Here is a 15,624-nt window from a genome sequence, read left to right on the forward strand (position 1 = left end):
AAAAAATAATATATTCATAGTAATAAAAAAGAGATGAGGATATGAAAAAGAAAACAATTTTATCTTTAATACTATGTGCAGCAATGATGATTACATGTACGTGTGGTAATTCAAAGGATAAAGAGAGATTTACTCCAGAAGTAAATGAGACAACTGGAGGTGAAGTTGAAGATGTAAGTGGGGTTGCAGCATATATAACAGCTAATGCACCTATAGCAGATAATTGGCAGGAAATGCTTGAGAAAGAAATCAATAGTACTTATGGAGAAAAAATAAGTAAAGTAGAATATTTAGAAGGTGACTTGTACACTGCATATGTTATAAAGGATGGAAAAGAAGTACCTTATGTTACAGTAAATGCAAGAACAGGGTATTTTCATGGATAAATAAGAAGCAGCAGTAGAAATACTGCTGTCTTTTATATAGTTTATAACAGAACATAATTTATAATATATAATAAGGTTAAATGATAAAGGATGTGATATGGAGATGGGTTCAAATAAATGTACTTTAAGAAAAGAAATTAAAAATGAAATAGCAAAATACATAGACAATGAATTTATGAATGAAACCATGAAGGAAATTGTTAATTACATAAATACTACTAGTAAAGTTCTAATTGATGATTCTAATTGATAAAATATGATATAATAAATAAAAACTGTAACGAAGAGGTAAATATATGAGTAAAATATTAGTTTTAGCTGAAAAACCTTCAGTAGGAAGAGATTTAGCAAGAGTTTTAAAATGTAATCAAAATAAAGGTTCATATATAGAAGGAAACAAGTATATAATTACTTGGGCAATGGGACACTTAGTTGGACTTATGGATCCAGAAGGATATGATAATAAATATAAAGAATGGAAGATGGAAACACTGCCAATGCTACCAAAGCATATGAAGCTTACCGTACTTAAAAAAACTGCTAAGCAGTATAATGAAGTTAAAAAGCTTATGAATAGAAGCGATGTTAGTGAAATAGTTATTGCCACAGATGCAGGAAGAGAAGGAGAGCTTGTAGCTAGATGGATTATTGAAAAGGTAGCAGTTAATAAGCCACTTAAAAGATTATGGATTTCATCACAAACTGACAAAGCTATCTTAGATGGTTTTAAAAACTTAAGGCCTGGTAGAGACTATGACAATCTATATAAAGCAGCTGTTTGTAGAGCAGAGGCAGATTGGTTAGTAGGTTTAAATGTGACTAGGGCTTTAACTTGTAAGCATAATGCTCAATTATCAGCAGGTAGAGTTCAATCTCCAACACTTGCCATGATAGTAAATAGAGAAGAGGAAATTAGAAGTTTTAAGCCTAAAACATATTATACTTTAGGGGCTAATGCCAATGGATATAAATTATCATGGGTTAATAAGGATAATAACTCAAGAATATTTGATGAAGAATTTGCCAAGAAAATTGAAAGTAAGCTAAGAAGTGCTGAAGGGAAAATTGTAAATATAGCAGAAGCTAATAAAAAGAAATACGCGCCAGCTTTATATGATTTAACTGAGCTACAAAGAGATGCTAATAAGATTTGGGGATACTCAGCAAAGCAAACCTTAAGCATAATGCAAAGGCTTTATGAAAATTACAAGATATTAACTTATCCAAGAACTGATTCAAGATATATTACTACTGATATAGTTGCCACTATTCCAGATAGATTAAAGGCTATTGCCATTGGAGAATATAGAGCAACAGCTGATACACTACTTAAAACTAAGATAAATGGTCATAAGGGATTTGTAGATAATTCTAAGGTAAGCGATCACCATGCAATTATTCCTACAGAACAAAAACCTAATTTAGCACTACTTTCTTCAGAAGAAAGAAAAATCTATGATTTAGTAGTTAAGAGATTCTTAAGTGTAATGCTGCCACCATTTGAATATGTGCAAACTACCATTGAAGCTAATGTATCAGGTGAAAAGCTAATAGCTAAAGGTAAAGTTGTTAAATCAAAGGGATGGAAAAAGCTATATGATCATTTAGAGGAGGATAATAGCGAAGAGGATATTAAAGAACAGGTACTTCCACAAGTTAATAAAGGTGATAAAGTTAATTTAACTAAGGTAGAATTAAAGACTGGGCAAACTAAACCGCCGGCAAGATTTACGGAGGCTACACTTTTATCAGCTATGGAAAATCCTCATAAATATATAAATGTAGGAAAAGAGGCAGCTAAAACATTAGGTGAAACAGGTGGACTAGGAACAGTTGCCACAAGAGCTGATATTATTGAAAAGTTATTTAACTCTTTTGTTATAGAAAAGAAAGGTAAAGATATAATACCAACGTCAAAAGGAAAACAACTTATAGAGCTTGTACCAGCAGATTTAAAATCACCACTTTTAACAGCTAAATGGGAAAAACAGCTTGATGAAATAGCTAAAGGTAAGAGAAATGATCATGGATTTATTAAAGATATGAAAAATTACTCTGTAGCTTTAGTTGAAGATGTAAAATCAACAAATTCTAAGTTTGTTCACGACAATAAGACTGGTAAAAAATGTCCTAACTGTGGAAAATACCTTTTAGAAGTTAAGGGTAAAAACGGTACAATGAACGTTTGCCAAGATCGAGAATGTGGTTATAGAGAAAGTGTATCTAGAACTACTAATGCAAGATGTCCTGAATGTAAGAAAAAATTAGAAATTAGAGGACAAGGTGAAGGAAAAATATACGTTTGTACGGGAGCTAATTGTAACTTTAGAGAAAAAGCTTCTTCTTTTGAAAAGAGATTTGATAAAAAAGGAAAAGTAGATAAAAGAGAGACTCAAAGAATCATGGCAAAAATGAAAAAAGAAGCAGAAAAGGAAGCAATGGAGGATAATCCATTTGCAGCTTTACTTGGAAATATGAAATTTGATAACAAGTAACAAAAATAAATTATTATATATATTTATTTATTAACTGAAATCGCTAATAGAAATAAATATAATTATAATCTAATAACAAATAAGTCATATCAAAATTTATTTTGATATGACTTATTTGTTTTATTGTTCTTTTTCCACAATTACAGGAATTATCATAGGTTTTCTTTTAGTTTTTGTATATAGGAATTGTCCAAGTGAACTTTTAATCTTAGATTTAATTGAATACCAATCTACAATATCATTAGCTAGACAGTTTTCTACTTCACGTTCTATTAATGTAGTAGCTTCACTCAATAAATCATTAGAGTCTTTTACATAGACAAATCCTCTGGAAATTATGTCAGGTCCTGAAATGATTTCTTTTGATTCCTTATCTATTGCTAGAACAGCAGTAAGGATACCATCTTGAGATAAGACTTTTCTATCTCTTAATACGATATTTCCTACATCTCCAACACCACTGCCATCAACATAAACAGTTCCAGTATGAATAGATTTTGCTTTTACAGCTTTTTTACCTGTAAGTTCAAGAACATCACCATTATCTAAGAGGAAAATATTTTTTTCGTCCATACCTAAAGATTTTGCCAATTCAGCATGTTCTTTAAGATGTCTATATTCACCATGTACAGGAACAAAATATTTTGGTTTTATCAGAGAATGAATAAGTTTTAATTCTTCTCTACATGCATGACCAGATACATGGACTTCTTCCATGGCATCATAGATAACTTCTGCACCTTTGCTTATTAATATATCAATAAGCTTTGTAATGAGTTTTGTATTTCCAGGAATAGGAGAAGCAGAAATAATTATATAATCTCCTTCTTTTAAACCTATATTTTTATGGCTACCTGATGCTATTCTTGATAAGGCAGACATTGGTTCTCCTTGGCTTCCTGTAGTGATAATAGTAACCTTGTTATCAGGATACTTATGTATATCATCAAGTTTTATAATAGTATTTTTAGGAACTTTTAAGTATCCTAAATCCATGGCAATTTGTGAAATCTTCTCCATACTTCTACCACTAAATGCAACTTTTCTTCCGTATGTTATAGAAGAATTAATTACCTGTTGAACTCTATGTACGTTAGATGAGAAAGTAGCAACTATTACTCTTCCTTTAGCATTTCTAAATAATCTTGTAAGATTTTGTCCAATTATAGTTTCAGATATAGTAAAGCCTTCTCTTGTAGCATTTGTACTATCAGCCATTAATAAAAGAACTCGTCTCTTACCTATTTCAGATATACGTTGTAAGTCGATAACTTCTCCATCTACAGGTGTATAATCTATTTTGAAATCACCAGTATGGAAGATTACGCCTTGAGGAGTTGTTATTGCTAGTGAACATGAATCAGCTATACTGTGACATGTTCTGATGAATTCACAGGCAAAGTGCTCTGTCTTTATAGGTTCCTTTAAGGTAATTTCGTTTAATGAGCAGCTTGATACCATATTAAATTCAATTAGCTTGCTTTCGATAAGGCTTAAAGTGAATTTACTTGCATAAACTGGAACATTAATTTCCTTTAATATATATGGAAGAGCACCTATATGGTCTTCATGACCATGTGTTATAAAGATACCTTTAACCTTTTCTCTATTTTCTAAAAGATAAGATATATCTGGAATTACTAAGTCTATTCCGTACATCTCATTGTCCGGGAAAGAAAGACCGCAATCAATTACAATTATTTCATCTTCATATTCAATTGCAGTGATATTTTTCCCGATTTCGCCTAATCCGCCTAACGGAATTAATTTTACTTTGCTTTTTTTAGTTCTCATATAATCTCCAATTCTTAACGCAATTTATAATAATTATTATTAAAATCTATAATTTTTCCATATTATATTAGTAGTTTAATTATATATAATGGTTTCTAATTAATCAATAAAATTTTATTAACTTAAAATAATATAAACTTAATTATATTCTTTTTTTTATTCTATGGAAAAAATTTTTGATAAATGAGGTTGATTTTAAGTATAACATAAAATTAACTATGAAATAAATAAATTTTAATATATAATAGTCATAATTACTTTTATGAAGGTAATCATTGTTTAGGTTTTACAATATACTGATAAGGAGAAATAAGGATGAAGAAAATAATTATGGTTATTATTGTTATATTAGCATTGCTTTGTGCTTTAATTTTAGGAATAGGTGGCAACTATTTATATAATCTTGCTGTGAACCCTAGTGTTTCGAAAGATATGGTTTTTAATTCATCAAAAAATGATGTGGCACAAGAAGAAACTAGTGGTGATGTTACTGAAGAAACAAAAAATTGGCTGGAGGATGAGAGTGGATATAGTGATGTATATATCACGTCAGATGATGGACTAAAGCTTCATAATTATAAGATTATTAATGAATATACCAGTAATAAGTGGGTTATACCAGTACACGGATATACATCTAATGGAGTTGGGATGGCTTTTTATGCAGAGAAATTTTATAATATGGGATATAATGTAATGATTCCAGACTTAAGAGGACATGGAGAAAGTGAAGGAGATTATATAGGTATGGGGTGGGATGATAGAAAGGATATCATGAATCTTATAGATTATATAATTGCTGAAGATAGCAAAGCAGAAATAGTACTGTTTGGTGTTTCAATGGGAGCAGCAACAGTGATGATGGTTTCAGGAGAAGAGCTTCCTTCAAATGTAAAAGCGGTTATAGAAGATTGTGGATATACGTCAGCTTGGGATCAATTTGCCTATCAGTTAAAAGTATTGTTTAATTTACCAGAATTTCCAATGATGAATATTGCAGATATTATATGTAAGATAAGAGCAGGGTATTTTATTAGCGATGCTTCAGCAATTAAGCAAGTAAAGAAATCAGTGACTCCAACACTATTTATTCATGGAGATAGTGATAGCTTTGTACCTTTTGAAATGCAGGAAGAATTATATGAGGCGTGTAATGCTGAAAAGGAAAAGGTTGTAATAGAAGGTGCAGCACATGCAAAAGCTTCTTCTACTAATCCAGAATTGTATTGGACAAGTGTAGTTGATTTCTTAGAAAAATATGTAGAATAGTTAAAGTTAAGTTGTTATAATTAAGATGTAAAAATAATTGTGTATACTTTTATGAAAAAATTATTTTTATAATAAAAAAATTATAATATACATTGACATTAATAAAATAAAGATATATTATATTAGTATAATATAAATGAATAGAATTTTAGAAGACAACGGCGTTTTCAAATGTTTAGGTATCTTGTTTTGAGATAGATATCTAAAATATTTGAGGACGCCTTTTTTGTTTGATGGAGGTACTGTAATGAGTAGATTAAATGAAATATTTGGTTCAAATGTATTTAATGATTCTGTAATGAAGGAATGTTTACCAAAGGCTACTTATAAAGCGCTAAAAAAGACTATTGAAGAAGGCAAAGAATTAGAGCTATCAGTGGCAGAGGTTGTAGCTTCAGCAATGAAAGATTGGGCAATTGAAAAGGGAGCAACACATTTTACTCATTGGTTTCAACCAATGACTGGAATTACAGCAGAAAAGCATGATGCATTTATTAATCCAACAGGTAATGGAGAAGTTATTTTAGAGTTTTCAGGTAAAGAACTGATTAAAGGCGAGCCTGATGCATCTTCATTTCCTTCTGGTGGTTTGAGAGCTACATTTGAAGCAAGGGGATATACTGCATGGGATTGTACATCTCCTGCTTTTGTAAAAGATGATACACTTTGTATTCCAACAGCTTTCTGTTCTTATAACGGTGAAGCATTAGATAAGAAAACTCCGCTTTTAAGGTCTATGGAAGCTATTTCAAAGCAAGCGGTAAGAGTGCTTAGAGCGTTAGGCAATACAAACACCAAAAGAGTTATTACTACAGTGGGACCAGAACAAGAGTATTTCTTAATAGATAAAAAATTATATGATCAAAGAAAAGATTTAATTTTAACCGGGAGAACTTTATTTGGTGCTAAAGCTCCCAAAGGTCAAGAACTAGAAGATCATTATTTTGGAACTATTAAAGAAAGAGTTTCAAACTATATGAAAGAAGTTGATGAAGAACTTTGGAAGCTTGGGATATATGCTAAGACTAAGCATAATGAGGTTGCACCAGCACAACATGAATTGGCTCCTGTATTTACTACTACTAATATAGCAACAGATCATAACCAACTTACAATGGAAGTAATGAAGAAGGTAGCATTAAGACATGGTCTTGTATGTCTTTTACATGAAAAACCTTTTGCAGGGGTTAATGGTTCAGGAAAGCATAATAACTGGTCTATGGCTACAGATGATGGAATAAATCTTTTAGAGCCAGGAAAGTCACCGGAAGCAAATGAACAATTCTTGTTATTTTTAGTGGCTGTAATTAAGGCAGTTGATGAATATGCTCCACTTTTAAGAGCTTCAGCAGCTAATGCAGGTAATGATCATAGACTTGGAGCTAATGAAGCACCACCAGCAATAGTGTCTATGTTCTTAGGGGAGCAACTTACTAATATACTAGAGCAAATTGAAAATGGGGACGAGCTTGCAGTAACAACAAATAAAAAGTTAAGAATAGGGGTAGCAACTTTACCAGTTCTTCCTAAAGATGCAACAGATAGAAATAGGACTTCTCCTTTTGCCTTTACAGGAAATAAATTTGAATTTAGAATGTGCCCATCATCAGGTTCAATAGCTGGTCCAAACTTTATTCTTAATACTATAGTGGCGGAAGTACTTTCAGAATTTGCTGATAGGCTTGAAAGAGCACATGATATAGAATCTGAAGTTAATGACATAATTATTGAAACTGTTAAGAAGCATAAAAGAATTATCTTTAATGGCAATGGATATTCTGAGGACTGGATTGAAGAAGCGGCAAAAAGAGGACTTCCTAATATAGCAACAACAGTTGAAGCAATAAAGTCATTGTTAGATAAAAAAAATATTGAAGTATTAGAAAAACACAAGGTGCTTACAAGGGAAGAGGTTCATTCAAGATATGAAATAATCTTAGAAAACTATAGTAAGACAATTAATATTGAAGCATTGACTATGCTTCAAATGATTAAGAGAGAGATATTACCAGCAGTAATAAATTTTGCAGGAAAACTAGCTAAAGGAATTAATGAAATGAAATCTACTGGATTATCACTTAGATTAAATTGTCAAGATGAACTTTTAGAAAAAATATGTATTTTGACAAATAGTGTCGATGAAAAGGTAAAAGTTCTTGAAAATGTTCTTATTAAGGTTGAAGGTATTGAAGAAAGTTATGAACAAGCATATGCTTATAAGTCTGAAGTTGTTGTAGCAATGGATGATTTAAGAGAGGATATTGATGCTCTTGAAACAGTAGTAGGAAAAGAGTATTGGCCTTTACCAACTTATACAGATTTATTATTCAGCATTTAGTTAAAACGTAGATAGAATTTATCTGAAATTTTTATGAATTCCATCATTGGTATAGATATATTTGATATAACTACAGATGATGGAATTTTATATTCTGTAATAAAATTTAAAAAAATTAAAATATTACAGAATAGAATGTCTAAAAATGCCATAAGATATTAATGTTGCTTGATATTATAAGATATACATAATATAATGAATAATGATATGAAACCAACAGAGGGGGAAGAACATGAAAACAAAAGGCAGAAGTACAATACTGTTTATACTATCCTTTATTGTTATAATCTTTTTAGCATTTGCAGGTTTTAAAGGTTTTGAAATAGGTGGATGGGAAGTTAAAAATTTTGAAAAAAGTATCACTAAAGGACTAGACTTACAAGGTGGAGTATCTGTCCTAATGGAAATAAAAAATGAAAATGTTAGTGCTGAAGATTTAGAAAAAACTCGTGAATTAATTGACTTAAGGGTTAATAAATTGGGTGTTGCCGAAACTACAGTTATCACAGAAGGAAGCAACAGAATAAGAGTAGAAATTCCAGGACAATATGATTCTAAACAATTAGTTGACAGTTTATCTGCTACTGGCGAATTAACATTTAAAGATTCAGATGGAAATGTTGTTATAAGCGGTTCAGATATTGAAAGTGCAAGTGTAGTTATGGATAACCAAACTAATAAACCAGTAGTATCATTAAAGCTTAATGCAGAAGGAAAAAATAAATTTGCACAAGCAACAGCTGCAAATATTGGTAAAACAATAAGTATTTATATGGATGATGAATTAATATCAAAACCAAAAGTTCAAAGTGCAATAACAGATGGTGAAGCTATAATATCTGGTAGTTCAAATGTTGAAGAAGCTAAAACATTAGCAAGTTTAATCAATGCTGGAGCATTACCAGTAAGTATAGAAGTGGCATCAATTAGTAATGTTGGAGCTCAATTGGGGGAAGAAGCTTTACCTAATGCTATTAAAGCAGGGGTTATTGGTATAGCAATTATCTTTATATTCATGATTGTATACTATAGAGTTCCAGGAATTATTGCTTCAATGGCATTAACTTTGTATACAACATTAGTGCTTTTAATATTTGCAGAAAATGGTGTTGCACTTACATTACCAGGAATTGCAGCATTCTTGCTTACAGTTGGTATGGCAGTAGACGCTAATGTACTTATATTTGAAAGAATAAGAGAAGAATTAAAGAAGGGATTATCAGTAAAAACAGCAGTTGATAAAGGATTCCATAATGCATTATCTTCAATTTTGGATTCAAATATCACTACTATAATAGCTGGTTTAGTTCTTTACTATATGGGAACTGGAACTGTAAAAGGATTTGCAGTTACATTAATGATTGGTATAGTGGTAAGTATGTTTACAGCGTTAGTTGTAACAAAGACATTAATGAAATTAGGAGTTAACATGGGATTGTTAAAAACTCCAGCTCACTTTAGAGTAAAGAGGGGGTAAGAAAATGATAAAAATTGTAGAAAAGAAGAAAATATGGTTTTCAATATCCCTTACAGTAATATTATTAGGATTAGTTTTATTATTCACTAGAGGGTTAAATTTTGGAATAGATTTTAAAGGAGGAACTAAGCTACAGATAGAGCTTGGGGAAAAGCTTGATACAGCAGCACTGGATGAAATCATAAAAAAATATGATTCATCCGCATCTTGTAAAATTGTTAATAATACTCAGTATGAAATAAAATCAACAGCATTAGATGAAACAACAACTTCGGAACTTTTAAAAGAAATTAAAGAAACTTTTGGACTTGATGATACAGCATTGGTAGAGCAAAATCAAATAGGGGGTGCTGTTGGTAAGGAACTTACTAGAAAATCATTAATTGCAGTTGGAATATCATGTATAGCAATGCTTATTTATATAGCTATAAGATTCCAACTTGCTTTTGGTGTTGCAGCAATCATCGCTTTATTACATGACGTTCTTGTAACACTAACTGTATATTTAGTTTTCGATATAAATGTAAATACTCCATTTATTGCAGCGATGCTTACAATTGTAGGTTATTCAATCAATGATACAATTGTTGTATTTGATAGAATAAGAGAAAACTCAAAAGGTATGAGAAGATCAAACTACACTGAAATAGCTGATAAGAGTATTAATCAAACTTTATCTAGATCAATTAATACATCTTTAACAACATTAGTAATAATTGGTGCTGTAAATGTATTTGTGCCAAGTGTAAGAGAATTTGCTTTCCCATTATTTATTGGTATTGCAGTAGGAGCATATTCATCAATATTTATAGCATCACCATTATGGGTATTAATTAAGGAAAAAAAGAATAAGCATAATGCAGCAAAAGTAACTTAAGGTAATTTACAAAAAGCAGTCGTTCAAATGAATGGCTGCTTTTATTGCGAAAATAGTAGATAAATAGTATATAAGTAAGAAAGTTGGGAAAAAATTATTTTTTTATATAAAACATTTGTAAAGTTCATTAATATACATTATAATATAACTGTTTTCTTAAATATTGTGGAGGAGTTTGTCATGCGTAAGTTTTGGGAAAGTATATATAGTCCAAATTACATAAGTGGATATAATCCCTTTTTACTTAAAGATATGAATAGAGCAATTGAGCGAATGGTATCAGCAATAAATACTAGAGAAAAAATTGTTTTATATGGGATACCGAATGTAGATGGATTATGTGCTATTTCATCCCTTATACTGGTTTTGAAATATTTAAATGCAGATATTGAATATGTAGTCCATGATGATTCTTCGGGAAATTCAAAAATCAATTGTCAAGATATAGTGAATAATGTTCATTTTTTAGGTGGAGAGTTACTTATAAATTTAGGAATAGATTTAAATTCAAAAGAAGAAGAAGAATTATGCAAAAATCTTGGAATTGATATTATTTCAATTGAGAATAAAAATATAAATACTGATAAAGAATACATATATATAAATCCATGTCAAAAAGGATGTCAATATAGATATAAAAATTTATCTATAAGTGGACTAACATTCAAATTAATGCAGGCTATTGCAATTTATTATAATATAAAAAGTATAAATAAGTATTTAGATTTGATTTTGATTGGAGAAAAATGGGCTAATGTACCATTGAAGGGTGAAAATGGTGTAATATTAAAAGAAGGAAAGAAATTTTTAATAAATACCAATAACTATGGGTTAAGAGCAATAATGGATGCATATGATACTGTTGAAATAGATGATGAATTTATTTGTAAGATAACGGATGTAATTACACCAACAATAAATGTAGTTACAATGATGGATAATGCTCGTATTATAATTGAATTATTAATAACAAATAAAAAGGAACGAGCACAACAAATTACAAAGTATTTAAATAAATCCAGAGAGAATATATAATTATGTATATATAAATATTAGTGATATTGGAGGAAGATTATATGGATCTTAAAGAAAAGATAAGAGTCATTGAAGGGTTTCCTAAAGAAGGAATAAGTTTTAAGGATATTACTACTTTAGTAGCTGATGGAGAAGCATTTAAAGAATCAATAGATAGAATAGCAGAACATTTAAGAGATAAAAATGTAGATGTAATATTAGGACCAGAAGCTAGAGGGTTTATCTTTGGAGTGCCTGTAGCATATGCTTTAGGTGTAGGATTTGTTCCTGTAAGAAAGAAAGGAAAATTACCAGCAGAAACAGTTTCTGTGGATTATTCATTAGAATATGGTGTTGACGTCTTAGAAATTCATAAAGATGCTATAAAAAAAGGGCAAAGGGTAGCTATAGTTGATGATTTATTAGCTACAGGAGGAACTGTTGATGCAGTTGCTAAGCTTGTTGAAAAAGTAGGGGCTGAAGTTGTAGCACTAGATTTTGCTATTGAACTTACTGAATTAAGAGGTAGAGATAAATTAGAAGGTTATGAAATTATGTCATTAGTACAATATGATGTGTAATTTTATTGAAAATAAATGAATTATAATATATAATATTAATAAAAAAATGGCTGGTTAGTTAACCAGCCATTGACTTTAGAGTAATAAATTTATCTTAAGGAGATAAATCTTAATGTTAGAGATGTTAGTAAAAAAAATTAAAGAAAACTGTGTAAATATTAATATGGATATGGTAAATAAAGCTTTTAATTTAGCTTTTGAAGCCCATAAGGAACAAAAGAGAGATTCTGGTGAGCCATACATAATACATCCAATAGAAGTTGCTACTATTTTGGCAGAATTAGGAATGGATACAAGTACTATTGTAGCAGGGCTTTTACATGATGTTATCGAAGACACTGAATATACTTATGATGATATAAAAAAAATATTTGGTGAAGAAGTAGCTAATTTAGTTAGTGGAGTAACTAAAATAACTAAGATGGAATATAAGTCTAAAGAAGAACAGCAAGCAGATAATTTTAGAAAGATGCTTCTTGCTATGGCTGATGATATTAGAGTAATAATAATCAAATTGGCTGATAGACTACATAATATGCGAACACTTAAGTATAGGAAAAAAGAAAAACAAAAGAAAACTGCTATGGAAACGTTAGATATTTATGCACCACTTGCACACAGACTAGGAATTTCTAAGATTAAGTGGGAACTAGAAGATTTATCTTTTAGATACATTCATGAAGAAGAATATTATGACTTAGTTAAGCAAGTTGCAGAAAAAAGAGCAGAAAGAGAAATATACATTAAAAATATTATTGAAGAGATGTATAATAAGCTTGAAGAAGCTGGAATTGACTCAGATATTGATGGTAGACCAAAGCACTTTTTCAGTATATATAAGAAAATGGTCAATAAAAATAAGAGCATAGAGCAAATATTTGATTTGACAGCCATAAGAGTTCTTGTAAACACTGTGAAAGATTGTTATGAAGTCTTAGGTATAGTTCATACAATTTATAAACCTATTCCAGGAAGATTTAAGGATTATATAGCAATGCCTAAACCTAATATGTATCAATCACTTCATACAACAGTAATTGGTCCACAAGGAAAGACATTTGAAATTCAAATAAGAACTTTTGAAATGCATAGAACAGCAGAATATGGTATTGCTGCACACTGGAAATATAAAGAAGGCGATAACAATAGTGAAACTAAGGAAAAGAACTTTGAGAGCAAGCTAGTATGGCTTAGAGATATGCTTGAATTCCAAAAAGAAACAGCAGATGCAGAGGAATTTATTGAAGGGTTTAAAATAGATTTATTTACTGATGAAATCTTTTTATTTACTCCAAAAGGTGTAGTTATTGATTTGCCAAATGGAGCAACACCAATTGATTTTGCTTATAGAATACATACTGATATAGGTAATAAATGTGTAGGGGCAAAAGTTAATGGTAAAATAGTACCTTTAGATTATAAGCTTAAAACTGGAGAAATTGTTGAAGTATTAACGTCAAATAATGCAAAAGGCCCTAATATAGATTGGCTTAATATTGCTAAAAGTAATCAGGCTAAAAGTAAGATAAGATCTTGGTTTAAAAAGTCTAAGAAGGAAGAAAACATCAGTAAAGGAAAAGAAGTATTTGAAAAAGAACTTAAGAAACAAGGTGTTCATTTTGTAGATATTGCAAAAGGGGAAACTTATGAAAAGTTTGTTAAGAGAAATAATATTAATTGTATGGATGACTTATATGCTTTGATAGGTCTTGGAGCAATTTCAGCATCGTCTTTTATATGGAAGCTAAAAGATGAAAATAAAAGTAAAGATGAAAAGGTTATTGAGGAAAATACAAACAAAATTATTGAGGAAAATATTTTTAAGGCAAAAAGAAAAACTGTTGATAATACAGTAGGAATTACCGTAAAAGGTGTTGACAATATAATGATAAGATTTGCGAAATGCTGTAATCCAGTTCCAGGTGATGATATAATGGGGTATATTACCAAGGGAAGAGGGGTTTCTGTACATAGAGCAGATTGTGGAAATTTAAAAAGCTTGATCATGGAAGATGGAGCTAAAGTAGTCGATGTTTCTTGGGGCAGTTCAAATGGAAGAGCTTATATTGCTGAAATACAAGTTAAGGCTGAGGATATAGGTGAATTACTTACTGATATAATGGGAGTAATATCAGAGCTTAATCTTCAACTTAATGCTGTAAATGCAAAATCAGCTAAAGGTAGAATAGCATATGTTAATATAAAAGTTAAAATAGATTCAGTGGATATTTTAAAGAATCTTATGAGAAAGATAAGGCATCTTAAAGGCGTTATTGATGTATATAGAGTAAATAATTAAAGGAAGAAAAATATGAGAGCAGTAGTACAAAGAGTTACAAGTTCTAAAGTAGTGGTGGACGGAAAAATTGTAGGATCTATTAATAAGGGAATCAATGTGCTTATTGGAATAAGCTGTGATGACAATGAAGTAGATTTAAAATATATCAAAGATAAAATAATAAATTTAAGGATTTTTGAAGATGAAAACTTTAAGATGAATAAATCTTTAATGGATATTGGTGGAGAAATGCTTGTGATTTCACAATTTACCTTATATGGAGACTGTAGAAAAGGTAGAAGACCTAATTTTATGGCTGCTTTAGGTGGAGAAGAATCAAAAAAATTATATGATAAATTTATTTTAATGCTTAAAGAATATGGTATAAAAGTTGAAACAGGAATTTTTGGAGCTGATATGAAAGTTGACATTCAAAATGATGGACCTGTTACTATACTATTAGATAGCAAAAAGAACTTTTAGTAAAAGGGATGGTGTTTTGTATGATAATTAAGACTTTTCCTGTAGGGATGCTTCAGGAGAATTGCTATATAATAATAAATGAAGAAGTAAACGAAGCTGTTACTGTTGATCCAGGTGATGAAGGAGAGAGACTTATTGCCAATATAGAAAGACTAGGTTGTAGCTTAAAAGCGATTTTATTAACTCATGGTCATGCAGACCACGTAGGGGCAGTTGTTGATTTAAAAAATAAATTCAATGTGCCTGTTTATATAAATGAAAAGGAAATCCTTTGTATGCAAAATGATAATACTGTGTTTGGTAAATTACCAGAGTGTTATGATTTTATAAAAGATGGAGATGAATTGGCAATTGCAGGATTGAAAATCAAATGTATCCACACTCCAGGACACACTTTAGGAGGAATGTGCTTCCTAATAGATAATGAACTATTTACTGGTGATACATTGTTCCAAGGAGCTGTTGGAAGAAGTGATTTTTATGGAGGAAACCATGTTGAGCTTATTAACAGTATAAATGAAAAGCTTATGATACTTGATAAAAAAATAAATATATATCCAGGACATGGACCAAGTTCAACTTTAATGTATGAAGCAATGAGAAACCCTTTTTTACAAGATGATTTGTTTTAA

14 protein-coding genes are annotated in these 15,624 nt (G+C 30.3%); 13 read left to right on the top strand and 1 reads right to left on the bottom strand.

Annotation, left to right across the window (positions count from 1 at the left end; translation table 11 throughout):
* Positions 1-41 precede the first annotated feature (41 nt).
* From H8R92_RS03635 to H8R92_RS03645, 3 genes are all read left to right on the top strand, one after another.
* Positions 42-386, top strand: a complete 345-nt coding sequence (locus H8R92_RS03635; RefSeq protein WP_186834775.1) for a hypothetical protein — start codon at positions 42-44, stop codon at positions 384-386.
* A gap of 97 nt (positions 387-483) precedes the next feature.
* Entirely contained in the window at positions 484-636 is a 153-nt protein-coding gene (locus H8R92_RS03640) for a hypothetical protein (RefSeq protein WP_022211735.1), read from the top strand.
* Between the two features lie 46 nt (positions 637-682).
* A complete protein-coding gene (locus H8R92_RS03645; protein ID WP_022211736.1) occupies positions 683-2,881 on the top strand; it encodes a DNA topoisomerase III in 2,199 nt (732 codons plus the stop codon).
* A 120-nt stretch (positions 2,882-3,001) separates the two neighbouring features.
* Here H8R92_RS03645 and H8R92_RS03650 read toward each other — a convergent pair whose 3' ends face one another.
* Complete coding sequence (locus tag H8R92_RS03650; RefSeq protein ID WP_022211737.1) at positions 3,002-4,675, bottom strand: ribonuclease J; 1,674 nt, start codon at positions 4,673-4,675, stop codon at positions 3,002-3,004.
* A gap of 315 nt (positions 4,676-4,990) precedes the next feature.
* Here H8R92_RS03650 and H8R92_RS03655 point away from each other — a divergent pair, with 315 nt between their 5' ends.
* The 10 genes from H8R92_RS03655 (at position 4,991) to H8R92_RS03695 (ending at position 15,624) form a co-directional block, all read left to right on the top strand.
* Entirely contained in the window at positions 4,991-5,944 is a 954-nt protein-coding gene (locus tag H8R92_RS03655) for an alpha/beta hydrolase (protein ID WP_022211738.1), read from the top strand.
* 247 nt (positions 5,945-6,191) lie between these two features.
* The gene (locus tag H8R92_RS03660; protein ID WP_186834776.1) at positions 6,192-8,282 is read left to right on the top strand and encodes a glutamine synthetase III family protein; all 2,091 of its coding nucleotides are present in this window, start codon (positions 6,192-6,194) and stop codon (positions 8,280-8,282) included.
* A 33-nt stretch (positions 8,283-8,315) separates the two neighbouring features.
* Entirely contained in the window at positions 8,316-8,444 is a 129-nt protein-coding gene (locus H8R92_RS13310; RefSeq protein WP_279287096.1) for a hypothetical protein, read from the top strand.
* 70 nt (positions 8,445-8,514) lie between these two features.
* Positions 8,515-9,759, top strand: coding sequence for a protein translocase subunit SecD (gene secD / locus H8R92_RS03665; RefSeq protein ID WP_022211740.1), 1,245 nt, complete (start codon positions 8,515-8,517; stop codon positions 9,757-9,759).
* 4 nt (positions 9,760-9,763) lie between these two features.
* Positions 9,764-10,636: a protein translocase subunit SecF gene (gene secF, locus H8R92_RS03670; RefSeq protein WP_022211741.1), complete on the top strand. Its 873-nt coding sequence runs from the start codon at positions 9,764-9,766 to the stop codon at positions 10,634-10,636.
* Between the two features lie 180 nt (positions 10,637-10,816).
* The gene (locus tag H8R92_RS03675; RefSeq protein ID WP_022211742.1) at positions 10,817-11,671 is read left to right on the top strand and encodes a DHH family phosphoesterase; all 855 of its coding nucleotides are present in this window, start codon (positions 10,817-10,819) and stop codon (positions 11,669-11,671) included.
* Positions 11,672-11,712: 41 nt separating this feature from the next.
* Complete coding sequence (locus H8R92_RS03680; RefSeq protein WP_022211743.1) at positions 11,713-12,231, top strand: adenine phosphoribosyltransferase; 519 nt, start codon at positions 11,713-11,715, stop codon at positions 12,229-12,231.
* A 112-nt stretch (positions 12,232-12,343) separates the two neighbouring features.
* Positions 12,344-14,530: a RelA/SpoT family protein gene (locus H8R92_RS03685; RefSeq protein ID WP_022211744.1), complete on the top strand. Its 2,187-nt coding sequence runs from the start codon at positions 12,344-12,346 to the stop codon at positions 14,528-14,530.
* Between the two features lie 12 nt (positions 14,531-14,542).
* Positions 14,543-14,992: a D-aminoacyl-tRNA deacylase gene (gene dtd / locus H8R92_RS03690; RefSeq protein ID WP_022211745.1), complete on the top strand. Its 450-nt coding sequence runs from the start codon at positions 14,543-14,545 to the stop codon at positions 14,990-14,992.
* Positions 14,993-15,012: 20 nt separating this feature from the next.
* On the top strand, positions 15,013-15,624 hold the full coding sequence (locus H8R92_RS03695; protein WP_186834777.1) for an MBL fold metallo-hydrolase: 612 nt from the start codon (positions 15,013-15,015) through the stop codon (positions 15,622-15,624).

The sequence above is a fragment of the Clostridium lentum genome (assembly GCF_014287815.1).
GTDB lineage: Bacteria > Bacillota > Clostridia > Clostridiales > Clostridiaceae > Clostridium > Clostridium lentum.